At 65.9% G+C, this 14933-nt stretch carries 14 protein-coding genes; 4 read left to right on the forward strand and 10 right to left on the reverse strand.

Features of this window, described 5'->3' with window-relative positions; genetic code table 11:
* Positions 1-116: 116 nt before the first annotated feature.
* The 4 genes from FJ936_RS23030 to FJ936_RS23045 form a co-directional block, all read right to left on the reverse strand.
* Positions 117-2159: a hydantoinase/oxoprolinase family protein gene (locus FJ936_RS23030; RefSeq protein ID WP_141907042.1), complete on the reverse strand. Its 2043-nt coding sequence runs from the start codon at positions 2157-2159 to the stop codon at positions 117-119.
* Positions 2160-2283: 124 nt separating this feature from the next.
* The gene (locus FJ936_RS23035) at positions 2284-2910 is read right to left on the reverse strand and encodes a CDGSH iron-sulfur domain-containing protein (RefSeq protein WP_015314696.1); all 627 of its coding nucleotides are present in this window, start codon (positions 2908-2910) and stop codon (positions 2284-2286) included.
* A gap of 174 nt (positions 2911-3084) precedes the next feature.
* Complete coding sequence (locus tag FJ936_RS23040; protein ID WP_140792387.1) at positions 3085-3456, reverse strand: hypothetical protein; 372 nt, start codon at positions 3454-3456, stop codon at positions 3085-3087.
* Between the two features lie 117 nt (positions 3457-3573).
* The gene (locus FJ936_RS23045) at positions 3574-3810 is read right to left on the reverse strand and encodes a DUF1127 domain-containing protein (RefSeq protein ID WP_140792389.1); all 237 of its coding nucleotides are present in this window, start codon (positions 3808-3810) and stop codon (positions 3574-3576) included.
* Positions 3811-4048: 238 nt separating this feature from the next.
* Here FJ936_RS23045 and FJ936_RS23050 point away from each other — a divergent pair, with 238 nt between their 5' ends.
* Entirely contained in the window at positions 4049-5569 is a 1521-nt protein-coding gene (locus FJ936_RS23050; RefSeq protein ID WP_140792391.1) for a winged helix-turn-helix domain-containing tetratricopeptide repeat protein, read from the forward strand.
* Between the two features lie 32 nt (positions 5570-5601).
* Here the strand turns inward: FJ936_RS23050 and FJ936_RS23055 are convergent, their stop codons facing one another.
* Genes FJ936_RS23055 through cysK form a run of 3 tightly spaced genes read right to left on the reverse strand, consistent with a single transcriptional unit; the run spans position 5602 to position 8596 of the window.
* Positions 5602-5958: a hypothetical protein gene (locus FJ936_RS23055; protein WP_015314700.1), complete on the reverse strand. Its 357-nt coding sequence runs from the start codon at positions 5956-5958 to the stop codon at positions 5602-5604.
* 49 nt (positions 5959-6007) lie between these two features.
* A complete protein-coding gene (locus tag FJ936_RS23060; protein WP_140792393.1) occupies positions 6008-7495 on the reverse strand; it encodes an aspartate aminotransferase family protein in 1488 nt (495 codons plus the stop codon).
* Positions 7496-7507: 12 nt separating this feature from the next.
* On the reverse strand, positions 7508-8596 hold the full coding sequence (cysK, locus tag FJ936_RS23065; protein WP_140792395.1) for a cysteine synthase A: 1089 nt from the start codon (positions 8594-8596) through the stop codon (positions 7508-7510).
* Positions 8597-8793: 197 nt separating this feature from the next.
* Here cysK and FJ936_RS23070 point away from each other — a divergent pair, with 197 nt between their 5' ends.
* Both FJ936_RS23070 and FJ936_RS23075 read left to right on the forward strand, forming a co-directional pair.
* Positions 8794-10836 (forward strand): BTAD domain-containing putative transcriptional regulator, encoded by a 2043-nt coding sequence (locus FJ936_RS23070; protein ID WP_041163614.1) that lies wholly within the window; start codon positions 8794-8796, stop codon positions 10834-10836.
* A gap of 76 nt (positions 10837-10912) precedes the next feature.
* Positions 10913-11152 carry a hypothetical protein gene (locus FJ936_RS23075; protein ID WP_246680517.1) on the forward strand — a complete coding sequence of 80 codons (240 nt, stop codon included), beginning with the start codon at positions 10913-10915 and terminating at the stop codon, positions 11150-11152.
* 29 nt (positions 11153-11181) lie between these two features.
* Here the strand turns inward: FJ936_RS23075 and FJ936_RS23080 are convergent, their stop codons facing one another.
* Genes FJ936_RS23080 through FJ936_RS23090 form a run of 3 tightly spaced genes read right to left on the reverse strand, consistent with a single transcriptional unit; the run spans position 11182 to position 13899 of the window.
* On the reverse strand, positions 11182-12198 hold the full coding sequence (locus FJ936_RS23080; RefSeq protein ID WP_140792397.1) for a zinc-dependent alcohol dehydrogenase family protein: 1017 nt from the start codon (positions 12196-12198) through the stop codon (positions 11182-11184).
* A 37-nt stretch (positions 12199-12235) separates the two neighbouring features.
* The gene (locus FJ936_RS23085) at positions 12236-12709 is read right to left on the reverse strand and encodes a cyclophilin-like fold protein (protein WP_140792399.1); all 474 of its coding nucleotides are present in this window, start codon (positions 12707-12709) and stop codon (positions 12236-12238) included.
* Positions 12706-13899, reverse strand: a complete 1194-nt coding sequence (locus FJ936_RS23090; RefSeq protein WP_140792401.1) for an MFS transporter — start codon at positions 13897-13899, stop codon at positions 12706-12708. Before FJ936_RS23090 ends, FJ936_RS23085 begins: the two co-directional genes overlap by 4 nt.
* A 131-nt stretch (positions 13900-14030) precedes the next feature.
* On the opposite strand from FJ936_RS23090, the gene FJ936_RS23095 reads away from it, so the two are divergent.
* Positions 14031-14927: a LysR family transcriptional regulator gene (locus FJ936_RS23095; protein ID WP_140792403.1), complete on the forward strand. Its 897-nt coding sequence runs from the start codon at positions 14031-14033 to the stop codon at positions 14925-14927.
* Positions 14928-14933 lie beyond the last annotated feature (6 nt).

Consider the following 14933-nt stretch of genomic DNA (forward strand, 5'->3'; position numbering starts at 1 on the left):
GCTTTGCGGGCGTTTGGCATGTCAGGGGTGCAGGGTCAATTCAGCTTAGGGTGTAGGTGGGGCATTTTGGGCGGTTGGCCAATCTCCCCGAGGAGGGCGGAGATGGCTCTTCTTCCTCAAACCGCGATCCTCGGCCTGCCCGAGGCCACCGCCACGATATGCGCTTCGATGAACATGCGCTGCGCTTCGACAGTCGAGACCCGGAACTCCGTCGCCACGTCGATCTCGGCGCTGTCGGTGCCGGCATCAAGAGCCCGCTGGGCGACAATGGCGCGCACATCGGCCTCGGCGGCCGCGATCGCCGCCGCCTCGTCGAGGAAATCGCGCACCACCTCACCCGAGGCAAGCCGGAACAGGCCTTCCTTGGGCTGGCTGACGCGGGCCTCCGCCGAAACCCTGACCTGGCCGACGACGGCGCCGAGCGCGTTGGCGACGTCGGTATCCCGGGGCACGACGCAGTCATTGCCGACCAAGGGCGCCAGGCCGGCATAGTGCAGCGGCGCCGAAGCGCCGAGCCCGATGACCGGCCGGTCGAGCGCGACGCTGAGGCGGGCGATGCCGGGGTGAGCGTCGACGGCGCGCTGCACCAGCGCGTGCGCCACCGTCGCCGCGCCGTCGAGCCCGTCCTCGGCAAAAGCGGTTTCCAGGATGTATTCGGCCGACCAGCGCGTCAGGGTCAAGAGCACCCGTTCAGAGATCACTTCCGGCGAGGCCGCGATCGCCTGGCCACGGCCGTCGCGCCTGCGGGCGAACAGTTCGGCGCCAAGGCGGGCGGCGGCGGCATCCCAGTTCGCCTGTTTGCCAAGCACGTGCGCGGCGTCCGACGGGGTGAAGCCCGAAATATGCACCAGCCCGCGCGAGACCAGCCGGTTCAGCGTGGCACTCTGGGCATTCGAGGTCAGCAGCCTGTCGAGGGCAAGCGGCGTCGCGCCGATCGCTTCGTAGAGCTTTGCCTCGGGGGCGGTCAGCCCCGCGGCGAGCCTGTCAGGCACGCCGGTGCGGACCGCGAAGCGGCCATCCATGCGGCCTGTGTTGGGCGCGCGCAACTGGCGTTCGAGTTCCGCCGTCACCGCCTCGCCATGCGCCATGCCGGACAGCGCCAGCGGCACCAGGCGGCGCGGCCCGAGCAGGATTTTCGGATTGAGCGCGCCATCCTCCAGCATCACTTCGGAATCGCCGCCGAGGCCGAAAGTGCGCATCGCGACCGCCTCGACCATGGTGCGGAAACCGCCGACGGTGGCGCCTTCCGGATCGAGCCGCGGCCGGCCGCCATCGAGGACCGCCACGTCGGTGGTGGTGCCGCCAATGTCGGAGACCACCGCGTTGTCGAGCCCGGTCATGTGGCGGGCGCCGACCAGGCTGGCGGCGGGGCCGGAGAGGATCGTCTCGATCGGCCGCTGGCGGGCAAATGCCGCCGAAACCAGCGCGCCATCGCCGCGCACCACCATCAAGGGAGCGGCGATGTTGCGGGCCTGAAGGAACCCCTCGGTCGCCGCCACCAGCCGGTCGATCATCGAGATCAGCCTTGCATTGAGCAGCGTGGTGAGCGCCCGGCGCGGACCGCCGAGCTTGGCCGACAGCTCATGGCTCGCCGTAACCGGGAGGCCGGTCCTGTCGCGGATCAGCTCGCGGGCGGCGATCTCGTGCGCCGGATTGCGGGTGGCAAAATAGGCACAGACGGCAAAGCCGGACACCGACACGCCGAGTTCCGGCAGCATCGCCTCCAGCCCGGACAGGTCGAGCTTGGCGGCATTGCCATGCACATCATGGCCGCCCGCGCAAAACACCACCGGGTCGGTGCCGAGCGCGGTCTTCAGCCCGTCGCGGGCAAGATCGGCCTCGGAAAAGCCGATCATGACCAGCGCCACGCGGCCGCCCTGGCCCTCGACCAGCGCATTGGTGGCGAGCGTCGTCGACATCGAGACCAGTTTGATATCGGCCGGATTGGTGCCCGCCTTTTCCAGCACAGCATCGACGGCGCCCGAAATGCCGACGGCCAGATCATGCCGCGTGGTCAGCGCCTTGGCCTTGGCCAGCACCTTGCCCTTGTTCGGCCCCTCCCGCGGACCCTCGGTCTCGGACCACAACACGGCATCGGTGTAGGTGCCGCCGGTGTCGATGCCGAGGAAGAGAGGGGCAGACTTGGTCTTGGCGGTCATTTTGGGCGAAAGTCCGGGCAGATTGTTTGGTTGCCTGCCCTTAGCCGATACCGGCTTGCGGATAAAGCCGGGAGAGATAGGCCACAAGCGATCTCCCCCTTCGTGGGGGAGATCGGCTACCCATCTATCCCACAAACCCAACCTTCTTGTGGCTGCCATCGCAGAACGGCTTGTTGGCCGAGTGGCCGCAGCGGCACAGGAAGACCTTTGTGGTGCGGTCGATCGTGTGGCCGGTGCCGGTGACGATCTCGACATTGCCTTCGAGCTTGAGCGGGCCGTTCGTGGTCGGCGTCGCCTGCAGCGGTCCGTCGCGGACCTCCAGCGCCGGCGTGTCCTTCAGCGCCGGTTCTCCGGTGGCGGCAAAGCCCGCCTTGATATGGCTGTTGTCGCAGAACGGCTTGTTCTGGGAGGCGCCGCAGCGGCAAAGCGTGGCGCGGAAAAACGTCTCGGCGCCAAGCACGATCTCGGCATGCACCGCCAGCGGGCCGTTTTCGCGCAGCCGCACGGTGTTGACCACGGGCGGCTTTTCCGGCGGGCCGCCATCCTTGCGCGCATAGGTGATCGCGCCCGAGGGGCAGTTCTCGGCCAGTGCGACGATCTTCTCGACGCTGGCCGCCTCGGGATGGATCCACTGGCCCGGCGCGTTGGGCACGAAGACATGCGGGTCGCCGAGCACGCAATTGCGCGAATGGATGCAGCGCTTGCCGGAAAACCCGACGTCGATTTTTTCGCCCTCGACCGTGCCGGCCATCGCGGTGCTCCTGTTGCCTGGAGTACGCCGCTCCTGAATGCACAGGCGCGGCGTACCCTTGGGTATGGTCTTGTTTCGATGCATGTCGTCGCGCCAAAACCGGAAGCCGGTTTTGGGCGGCATGCATGGCCAAGCTATGGCTCGAACAGGAAAACCGTCAAGCTGGCAAACCGGTCAGGGGACCAGATCGATCTCCTCGGTCTCGCCGCCGCTGCAGGTGTAGCAGCAATCCTCGCATTTTTCCTTGTTGCCGGGGCCGACGCCCCAATATGTACCCTCGTCGCCATCGACCCAGGCCCCGTAGCAGATCGATTCGCCTTCGTTGCAGGATATCGGCAACGACTTGGTCTCGCCGTCGTCGAGATAGAAATCCTTGCCATCGCCCGGCCAGACATAGTCGCGGTCCTGACTATAGAGTTCCAGACGCATGGCGTTGGGATGGCTGTTCTTGACAGCGAAGGTGACGTCGCCGGCATGGGCGGCTGGCACAAACAGGACAGCAAGCGAAAACGCGGCGGCGAGCCGGCGCGCGAATGTGAACGACATGGAAAACCCCCGATGTAGAATCGGCCCCCACGGCCGATAGGGGATCATGGCACGACACGGCCCGCCGCTAAAGGGATGATGCCGGCGATTGTTTCCAGATCGTCGCGGCATTTCGCCTTAGCGCTGCCAGAATGGCAGCTTGGCGATCTCAGCCTTGGCCTGCAATTGCGTCAGGCCAATATCGTCGATCAGATGCGGACTGACCTCGGACATTCGCTTGAGGTCCCAGCGAAAGCGTGTCCGCTCGCGCCAGCTTGCCACCATGCTTCGCAGGGAGCGCGGATGCGACGATCGTTGGACGGGCACACCCGGCCGCACTGCCCGATGCCGGACCGATGCGATTGTATTGTTCATGGCAGCCTCCATTGGGTTGGGCGTTCCCACACCGTTGGGAACCGTGGACCTCACCCGGAAAGAGATTGAATTCTGCAGGATACGAGCGGCGCCGTAATTAAGCCCGCCCAAATAGTTCTCAAAAGTTCCAAACTTGCGCTAACTCTTTGTTTTGACGCCTCTCTCGGGGAGAGCCAGCCACGCGTTTCCCGGCAAAACCGCTTCGCACTTTTCCCGGAATTGCTCTATAGATGCGCCAATGCAGGGAGAGCGCTTCGCCTTTGGTTCGTTCGTGCTTGATCCGGGCGCGGGAACGCTGCTTCGGAACGACGATCCCGTCGCCATCGGCTATCGGGGGCTGAAGCTGCTTGCGGCGCTCGTCGCAAAGCCCGGCGAAATCCTGGGAAAAGCCGAACTGATGGACGCGGCGTGGCCGGGCACGGCCGTCGAGGAAGGCAACCTCACCGTCCAGATCGCGCAGCTGCGCAAGCTGCTCGGCCCGCCTGGCATTGTGGGTGAAGGGGGCGGGGAATGGATCACGACCGTTCCGCGCGTCGGCTATCGTTTCACGGGGGCCGTGAAACAGCTCGCCGGCGCCAAACCAAAACCCTTGCCGCTGCCGGACAAGCCTTCGATAGCGGTGCTGCCCTTCGTCAATTTCAGCAACGATGCCGGGCAGGACTCTTTCTGCGACGGCTTGACCGAAGACCTGATCACCGACCTGTCGAGGATCTCCGGCCTGTTCGTCATCGCGCGCAATTCGACCTTTGCCTACAAGGGAAAGGCAATGGACGTGCGCGCGATCGCCCGGGAACTCGGCGTTCGTTATCTGCTGGAGGGCAGCGCGCGGCGCGATGCGGGGCGGGTGCGCATCAACGCGCAGCTGGTCGACGCGGCGAGCGGCGACCATCTATGGGCGGAACGCTTCGACCGCGGCCTGGACGATATCTTTGCCGTCCAGGACGAGGTGACCGCCAAGATCGTGGAGGCGCTGCTCGGCCGGCTGCGCGCACCGCCGCCACGCAACCGGCCCACCAATCTCGACGCCTACGACCTGTGCGTGCGGGCGCGCAAGCTGATCGATGATTCGCCGCAGACCGCACGGGAAGCGCATCTGATGCTGACGCGCGCGGTTGCGCTCGATCCCCACTACGCCGAGGCCTATCGCTGGCTTGCCATGAACCACTGGATGGGATGGGTGCATTGGGGCGAGCCGATCGACCCTAACCGCCGCATTGCCCTGGAGCTGGCGCGCAAGGCGGTCGCGATCGATCCCAACGATGCCGGGTGCCACTGGGTGCTCGGCAATTTGCTTGCCTATGAGCATGAGTTCGCCGAGTCGGAGGCCGAATTCGCCAGGGCGTTCGAACTCGACCCGAACGAGGCCGATGCGTGGGCGACATTGTCCGACATAACGACCCTGGCCGGGCGGGTCGAGGAGGCCCTGGAGCAAATCCGCAAGGCGTTCCGGCTGAACCCGTTTCCACCGAGCTGGTACTATCTGACGCTCGGCCAGGCGCAATATGCGGCGCGCGACTACGCAGGCGCCGTCGAGACGCTGCGCCGGGACGAGACCTACCGCACCAGCTCACGCCGCTTCCTGGCGGCAAGCCTTGCGCAACTTGGCCGGCTCGAGGAGGCACGCACGGAGGTGGAACTGTTCCTCGTCGGCAACCCGCATTTCACGACCCGCCATTGGGTCTGGACGGAGCCCTTCCGCGACGACGCGACGCGCGAGCACTTCCTCGATGGCTTTGGCAAGGCCGGCCTTCCCGACTGACGCGCCGGGGTGGCTCCTGCACCGAAGCGCCGCTACGGCACCAGGTCGATGGTTTCGGTCGTGTGCTCCACGCAGATGAAGCAGCAGGTATCGCAAGGCTGGTCGTTGTCTGGCCCGACGCCGGCGGAAATCTTGTCATTGCCATCGACCCAGGCGCCATAGCAGATGCGTTCGCCCTGATTGCAGGAGATCGGCACTGATTTCTGCGAGCCCGGATCGACAAGGAACACCTTGTCGTTGCCCGGCCAGACGGTCTCGCGATCGCGGCTGAACAGCTCGACCGCGACCCCCTCCTTGCGCAGGTTCTTGACGAAAAAGGCCATGTCGGCGGCCTCGGCCGAATTGGCCAGGACCAGTGCCGCCAGCGCAAGCATGCGAAACAGCGTCACCGCCGACCTCCCCGAATCACCGCGGGCAGGTTCGCACGGCGGCCCGGAACTAGGAAGACACGTGGCCCTGCGCGGTGATCTCACGTCCCAGCCTCACCACTTCACGCACCAGCAGATCGAGATCGTCGCGTCGGGTGCGATGGTTGGTGATCGCCACACGCAGCCAGTGCCCGCCATGCACGGTGGTGTCGGAGAGTGCAGCGATGCCTTGCTCCTGCAGCCGCAACATGATCTCGGTGTTGAGCGCCTTCAGCGCTTCGCCCGCCAAACCGGGCTGATAGCGGAAGCAGACGATGTTGATGGTCGGCGCCGCCGCAAGCTCCAGCGAAGGCTCGGCCTCGATCAGCCCGGCCAGATAGGAGACCTGCGCGATGTTCTGGTCGATCAGGCGGCCGAATTTTTCGACGCCATGTTCCTTCAGTGCCATCCACACTTTCAAGGCACGAAAGCCGCGCGACGTCTGCAGACCATAATCGTGCAACCATTCGCCGGAAGCGAGGCCGCGCGGCGTCGATTCCAGATATTCCGGCGTCACCGCGAAGGTCCGGCGGTGCGCGGCGGCGTCCCTGACCAGGGCACAGCCGACCTCGAAGGGCGAATGCAGCCATTTGTGGGGATCGAGCGCGACCGAATCGGCCCATTCGATGCCGGCGACGCGGTGGGCGTTTTGCGGGGCGATGGCGATCAGCGCGCCGATGCAGCCATCGACATGGAACCAGAGGCCTTCCTCGTGAGCGAGTTTGGCAAGCGCCCGCAGGTCGTCGATCGCCCCAGTGTTGACCGTGCCGGCATTGCCGACGACGCAGGCCGGTTTGAAGCCGGCTGCCCGGTCCTCGACGATCGCCGCGCGCAACGCGTCGATATTGATCCGCAGCCCGGCATCTGTCGGGATGCGGCGCAGCGCCCGATTGCCGAGGCCCAGCGCTTCCATCGCCTTGCGGTGGCAGGAATGGATCTGGTCCGAGCCATAGAAGCGCAGCGGCTTCTCGATGGCTGAAACGCCGTGCTCGCGCACATCGACGCCCGCCTTGACGTTGCGCGCCACCGTCAGCCCGATGATGTTGGCCATCGAGCCGCCGCTGACCAGCGTGCCGGAGGCCGAGGCCGGAAAGCCCAGCATCTCCTTGCACCAGTTCACCACCTGGCTGTCCATCAGCCCGGCGGCATGGTTGCCGCCGCCGAGGTTGGAGCCCTGGATCGCCGCCAGGAAATCGCCGAGCGCGCCGGTGAAGTTGCTGGACCCCATATACCACGACCAGAACCGTGGATGGATGTTGCCCATCGGATAAGACATCACGGTGCGGGAGACCTCGCCATAGACGACGGCAAGCGGTGCCGGCGAGCGCGGCAGGGGTGCGGTGAAAAGATCCCGCACCTCGCCGGGCATCTCCCGCCAAACGGGGCGCTCGCGCACCTCACGCAGGTAGTCTACCGCATCGTCGATAATTCGATGCGAGAAGGCCTGCACATCGGCCCAGTCGGCGGGGTCAAGCGTTTCCTCGGCCGACATGCCGAGGCTTTCCTGCGCGATGTCCATGACAGCCTCCCGTCAAGCCGCCGGAAACTGGCAGCCGGGCGTCGAGCGCGACAGGGCCATTTCGTCGGCGTCCATCTCGGCCTCGATGCCGTCGAAAAGCGGTGTCGACATGTAGCGCTCGCCCGTGTCGGGAAGCATGCACAGGATCACCGATCCGGGCGGCGCCTTCTCCGCGACCTGACGCGCCACGGCGAAGGTGGCGCCGCCGGAAATGCCGGTGAAGATGCCTTCCTTCTGGGCCAGCGCCCGAGCCCATTTGATGCCTTCTGGCCCGGCGATCGGCATCACCTCGTCATAGAGGCTGGCGTCGATCGCCTCCTGCAGCACGTTGGGGATGAAGTCCGGCGTCCAGCCCTGGACGGGATGCGGCTCGAAGGCCGGGTGGCTGGCGGCAGGGGCGCCGCCGGCCCCCCGCTGCTGCGCCTTGCCGCTGCCGACCAGTTGCGCATTGGCCGGCTCGGAGAGCACGATGCGGACATCGGGCCGTTCGCGGCGCAAGACCCGCGCCACGCCGACGACCGTGCCGCCGGTGCCATAGCCGGTGACGAAGCAGTCGAGCCGCGAGCCGGCGAAATCGTTTATGATTTCGCGCGCGGTCGTCGACTCGTGGATGGCGGCATTGGCGGCCGTCTCGAACTGGCGGGCAAGGAACCAGCCATTGGCCTCGGCCAGTTCGACCGCCTTCTTGTACATGCCAAAACCTTTTTCGGCGCGTGGCGTCAGCACCACCTTGGCGCCCAGCATGCGCATCAGCTTGCGGCGCTCGACGGAAAAGCTGTCGGCCATGGTGACGACCAACGGATAGCCTTTCTGCGCGCAGACCATGGCAAGCCCGATGCCGGTGTTGCCGCTGGTCGCCTCGACCACGGTCTGGCCGGGCTTCAGCGCGCCGCTGCGTTCGCCCTCTTCGATGATGTTGAGCGCCAGCCGATCCTTCACCGAGGCGCCCGGGTTGAAGAACTCGGCCTTGACGTAGATGGTCGCATGCGCCGGTGCGAGATTGTTGATGCGCACAACCGGCGTGTCGCCGACGGTGTCCAGGATGCTATCGAACAGGCGGCCGCGCCCTGCGGTGCTCCTGATTTTTTGTTTGTTCAACATCGTTGATCTCCTCGATCCTGTTCATCTTCACGGGCCGGTTACAAACCGGCGGCCTGGGCGGCGAGGTTTCGAGACCTTGCCGCGCTAAGACTGACGTTCCGGCGATGCGGCAATGACCGCCACTGGATGCGCCTTGTCGCTTTTGGTGATACACAAGGGGCCGACAGGCCAGCGTGGGAGCAGGCGTGGAAACGGACGTGGAATCCGCAGCATCGAGGCAGGACAGCGGCCTGCCCTGCCTGTCGGTGCGGCTGCTCGGGCCGCTGGCGATCACGCGTAACGGCGTGCCGACGGCATTGCCGGCCTCGCGCAAGCTGCGAGCGCTGCTTGCCTATCTCGTGCTGGCGCCACATCCGGTCGGGCGCGGCCGCCTGTGCGAACTTCTGTGGGACGTGCCCAACGATCCGCGAGGCGAGTTGCGCTGGTGCCTGAGCAAGCTGCGCGGCGCCCTCGACACGCCGGACCGGCGCCGTGTCCGCACGCAGGACGATACGGTCGCGCTCGATCTCGGCGCCTGCCTTGTCGATGCGTTGGAGATCAGCCATGCCGCCACGCACCGGGCCGGCACGCTGGATGCGCAGCAGTTGCGCGCGCTGGCCAAACTCTTCGCCGGCGATTTTCTCGACGGGTTGGAGCTCGAACGCAATCCGCACTTCAACAGCTGGCTAATCGGCCAGCGTCGCCGCTTCCGGTCGATCCACGCGGCGGTGCTGGAACAGCTCGTCGCCAGTCTCCCCACTGATTGCGGCGAGGGCATAGCGCATCTCGACAGATGGGTGGAACTCGCGCCTTTCGACGGTCGCGCGCATACGGCGCTGCTGGCGAGCCTCGCGCGGCGCGGCGAGATCGCCGCGGCCGAGAAGCATCTGGTGGTGGCGGCACAGTTGTTCCAGTCGGAAGACCTGGATTTCGCCCCGCTGCAATCTGCCTGGCGGGCGATCCGCGACCAGCAGTCGGCTGCCTCGCCGCGGACGCTGCCGGCCTGCCGGTCCACAGCATCGCAATCGGGGTTCCCGCTAGACCCGCCCAACCCTGGTCCGCCGGCTCCTGATCCTGTCGAGCCGAGCCACGCGTCGCTGGCGGTGATGCCGTTTGTCGAGGAAGCCGGTCCGCGCGGCGGGCTCGCCGACGGCCTCACCCACGACATCATCACCCGTCTCGCCAAGCTGCGGGATTTCTTCGTGATCGCGCGCGGATCGGTGTTCGCGCTGGCCGACAAAGGTATTGCGCCCGAGGAGGCGGGCCGCCGGCTGAAGGTCGACTATGTCGCCACGGGAACGGTGCGCAGCATGGCCGGCCGCCTGATCGTCAGCGTCGAACTCGTCGAGGTGCGCACGGCCAGGATCGTCTGGGCCGAGACCTTCGAGCGCCGTCCGGACGACATCTTCGCCGTGCTCGACGACATTGGCGACAGCATCGTGTCGTCGATCTCGGCCGAGATCGAGACGGTCGAACGCAACCGCGCCCTGCTCAAGGCTCCCAACTCGCTCAATGCCTGGGAGGCCTACCACCGTGGCCTCTGGCACATGTACCGTTTCACGCAGGCCGAGAACGAAACGGCACGGCACTTCTTTGCCAGCGCCCTGCGGCTTGATCCGACCTTCGCCCGCGCCTATGCCGGCCTGTCCTTCACCCATTGGCAGAACGCCTTCCAGCGCTGGGGCGACCGCGATCGCGAAAGCGCGCTGGCCTTCGAGAGTGCCGGGCAGAGCTTGCTGGTCGATGACCACAATCCGGCCGCGCACTGGGCGATGGGGCGGGCGCTGTGGCTGCGCGGCGAACAGGACGGCGCGCTCGGCGAACTGGAACAGGCGGTCAAACTCAGCCCCAATTTCGCGCTCGGCCATTATGCGCTGTCCTTCGTCCATTCGCAGTCGGGCGACCCGCGGGCGGCGATCGGCTCCTCCGACCATTCGCGCCATCTCAGCCCTTTCGATCCGCTGCTGTTCGGCATGCTGGGGGCGCGGGCCATGGCGCACGTCCGGCTCGGCCAGTTCGAGGAGGCGGCCGGATGGGCGCTGAAGGCAGCCGCCCGGCCGAACGCGCACGCCATCATCCTGGCGATCGCGGCACATTGCCTGGCACTGGCGGGGCGGCTCGAAGAGGCGCGCGGCTTTGCCGCCGCCATCCGCAAGACGTTGCCGGACTACCGCGCCGACGATTTCATCGCCACTTTCCGCTTCGAGCCCGATGCCGAGGCGTTGTTTCGGCAAGGCGCCAGGCGGATCGGGCTCGGCTGAATTTCGTGCTTGAACACCTGCGTTAACGAAGTCGGAAGGAGTTGCTTAACCGTTCACGGCTATCGCCAGCAAGGCGGTGACGCCGCTGGCGGGCGCCCAAAACTTCGCCGACCTCGACGGCGTCGTCGCCATCGGCGGCACCATCTATGCGACGGCCTACATGACCGGCACGCTCTACCGATACCGGACCGGCGCAGCCCCGGAAGCGGTGGCGCATTTCAAGCCGGGCAGCGCCGATATCGGCACCGACGGCAAGTCGATCCTCTACGTGCCGCTGATGAACGAAGGCGAGGTCGCGGCGCTCAAGATCGAATGAGCGCCGTGACGAACGGCCCGGGGTGCCGGTCAGACCCGCAGCAATGTCTTGATGGCGCGCCGCTCGTCCATCGCTTGGTAGCCTTCGGCCACCTGTTCGAGCGGGAGGACCAGGTCGAACACCTTGCCGGGATTGATCTTGCCTTCGGTGACGAGGGCTATCAGTTCGGGCAAATAGCGGCGCACCGGTGCCGGGCCGCCATGCAGGTGCACATGGGCGAAGAACAGCTGTTGCCCATCCAGTTGCACCTGGTGGGGTACGCCGACATAGGAGACGTAACCGCCCCTGCGGGTCGAACCGATCGCCTGCTTCATCGATTCCTGCGTGCCGACGCATTCCAGCACGGAGTCGGCGCCGATGCCGCCGGTCATGTCCAGAATGCGGGCGACGCCTTCCTCGCCGCGCTCGGTGACGATGTCGGTTGCACCGAACTCCAAGGCGAGCTTCTGGCGCGGCTCGTGCCGGCTCATGACGATGATGCGCTCGGCGCCCATCTGTTTCGCGGAAAGCGCGGCAAGCAGGCCGACCGCGCCATCCCCGACCACCGCGACCGTCGACCCTGCCTTTACGTTGGCGGCGTCGGCGGCAAACCAGCCGGTGCCCAGCACGTCGGAGGTGGCGAGCAGGCTCGGGATCATGTCGGCCGAGGGCTGACCGGACAGGGCCACCAAAGTGCCGTCGGCCAGCGGCACGCGCAGGAACGGCGACTGGGCGCCGGTCATGAAGGTACGGTGCTGGCATGACGACTGGTAGCCATTGCGGCAGTTGGGGCAGGTGTTGTCGGAGGTCGCGAACGATCCGACCACGAACTGGCCGGGGCGGATGGCGCGGACCGCGCTGCCGACCTCCTCCACCACACCGCAATATTCGTGGCCCATATGGGCGGGCTCCGCGATCGGCTGCAGGCCGCGATAGGGCCAGAGATCCGATCCGCAGACGCAGGTCGCCGACAGCCGCACGATAGCGTCGGTGGGCAGCAGGATTTCGGGATCGGCCACTTCCTCGCAACGGATGTCGCCGGGGCTGTAAAGAACAGTGCCTCGCATGGGAACGTCTCCTATGAGTTGCTTTCGATTGCGTATGTCAGCGAATGGGCTCGATTCGCAGCGGGAAATTCCCGCGTGCCAGCAGAGGCTCGAAGCCGCCGTCGAAGCGCCCGAGCCGGATCAGCCCGGTGGACCAGCGGTAGCCGGCATAAAACAGCGCCAGATTGCCCCAGGGCGCGAAGTAGCAAAGGTCGCCGGGCCGTTCGTTGCCGAAGGGACCGCTGCCTTGCACGGTGAGCTTGCGCGGGAGATAGGCGATCTTCTCGTTGCCGGCGTAATTGTCGATCGTCAGATCCAGCGGCAGCATGGAGTAGAAATCCCGTGCCGAGGGATTGTCATACAGCGTGGCCGTCATCGTCTGCCCGTTGAAGCTTATCCTGATCTTCATGTCCGTGGGCTGCTGGCTTGCCGGGCCGGCGCCTTGCTGCCCGAAAGCCTGTCCGGGCAGGACCGCCGCCTGCGCGAGCGCGACCCGGAGCAGTGTGCGTCGGCTGAGCTGTCGTTTTGTCATGATTGGCGGCTCGTGGGTGTCGAGGTCGCCGCGGCGACGGCAAATAGCGTCGAGCCGAGGAGAAGCAGCGCCGCGAGCGCGAAGGGGCTCCACCAGCCGGCGGTGTCGAACAGCAAGCCGCCGGCGAACGCGCCGAAGGTGATGGCAAACTGAATCAGCGCGACCTGCAAGCCTCCACCCGCCTCGAGATCGTCGGGGATGACCTTGGCCATCCAGGTGCTCCAGGCCACCGGAATGGGCGAGGTGAACAATCCCCACAGCAAGAGCAGGACCGTGGCCGCGACCGCGACGGGCCCAAGCGCGATCAAGAGCAGCGCGATGACCGAAAGCATGGCCGGCAGGCCAATCAGCACGGCGCCCAGATGCGAGCGCAGGACGAAACCGACGAGGGACGTGCCGACGAGGCCCGCCAGCCCGAGCCCGAGCAGGACCATCGACAGCGTATTCACGTCGAGGCCGGTGATGCCTTCGAGGAACGGACGCAAATAGGTGGAAAGCGAGAACTGGCCCATGAAGGCGAGCGTGGTCGCCGCCATGCCGATGGCGAAGGCGCGATTGCCGAGAAGGCCGACCATGCGGCCGGCCGAGACGGGCTCCTCGGCGGGCATGCTGGGCAGGACGGCGAGTTGCCAGACGATGGCCGTGAGCCCGATCGGCACCACGATGAAGAAGGCGCTGCGCCATCCGATCAGGCCGCCGAGAAAACTTCCAAGCGGCGCCGCGACGACCGTCGCGAACGCCGTCCCGCCCTGCAGCATGGCGATCGCCCTGGGCAGATCGTCACGCGAGACGATGCGGGCCAGAATGGCTGTCGACAGTGACCAGAAGCCGCCGATCGAAACGCCGATTAGGGCCCGGCCAAACATGAACACAGGATAGGTGGGTGCAAAAGTGATCGCCAGTCCGGAGACCACCAGCACGACGGTATAGAGAAGAACGACCGTGCGCCGGTCCAGCTTCGAGAGCAAGGCGTTGCCGAACAGGCTGGTGACGACGGCGAAGAATCCAGACACGGAGATCGCCTGACCGGCCTGGCCCTCGGTGATGGCCAGGTCCCTGGCGAGGGGCGTGAGCAGGCTGACGGGCATAAACTCCGAGACCACCAGAACGAAGGTGAGCAGGGAAAGACAGATCACCGCGCCCCAGGCGCTTGGTGTCTCGACCAGTTGGCTGTCGTAGGTGGCTTCCATGCGCTTTGGCCCGCCGAGGGCCCTCCGACGATTTCGTTGGCGCGTTTATAAACAGCCGCGACTGCCTCGATTAGCCATTGCAATTCGCATGGACTTATCCATCTTGGATATGAATAGACGGATTTGAGGTCATGAACCGCGACGATCTGAACGACATGCTCTGGTTCCTGGCGGTGGCCGAAGAGCGCAGTTTCACCAAGGCGGCGGCCAGACTTGGAACGTCGCAGCCGACGCTCAGCCAAACCATCAAACAGCTCGAGGCGCGGCTCGGCCTGCGGCTTTTGACGCGGACCACCCGCCATGTGTCGCCGACCGAAGTCGGAGAGAGGCTGCTGCGGGCATTGGCGCCGCGCATCCAGGACATGGAGAGCGACATCGACGCGCTGATGGCGTTTCGCGACAAACCTTCGGGCACGGTGCGGATCACGCTTTCCGACCATGCGCTGGACTGGATGGTCTGGCCGAAGCTGAAACCGGTGCTGCGGCATTACCGCGACATCCATGTCGAACTGAATATCGACAACGGCTTCCGCAACATCGTCGAGGAGCGGTTCGATGCCGGCGTGCGGCTTGGGGAAAGTGTCGACAAGGACATGATCGCCATTCGCATCAGCCCCGACTGGCGGCTGGTCGTCGTCGCATCCCCCGACTACCTCGCTCGGCATCCGGCGCCCGGTACGCCTCAGGACCTCGTCCAGCATGATTGCATCAACCACCGCCAGTCGCGGTCGGGCGGCCTTTACGCATGGGAATTCGCCAGGGACGGGCGAGAGCTGAGAGTGCGCGTCGACGGACAGCTGACCTTCAATTCGTCGGTCGCGATGATCGACGCGACGTTGAGCGGATTTGGAATCGGCTACGTGCCGGAGAATTTGGTGGCCGACGACATCCGGTCGGGCCGGCTGGTGCTGATGCTCGATGAATGGTGCCCGCTATTCCCCGGCTATTATCTCTATTATCCGACCCGGCGGCAGAACTCGCCTGCCTTCGCGGTGATCGCCAATGCGTTGCGCCACACGGACGCCTAGACAGAC

Source organism: Mesorhizobium sp. B2-4-13 (assembly GCF_006658535.1).
GTDB classification, from domain to species: domain Bacteria; phylum Pseudomonadota; class Alphaproteobacteria; order Rhizobiales; family Rhizobiaceae; genus Mesorhizobium; species Mesorhizobium australicum.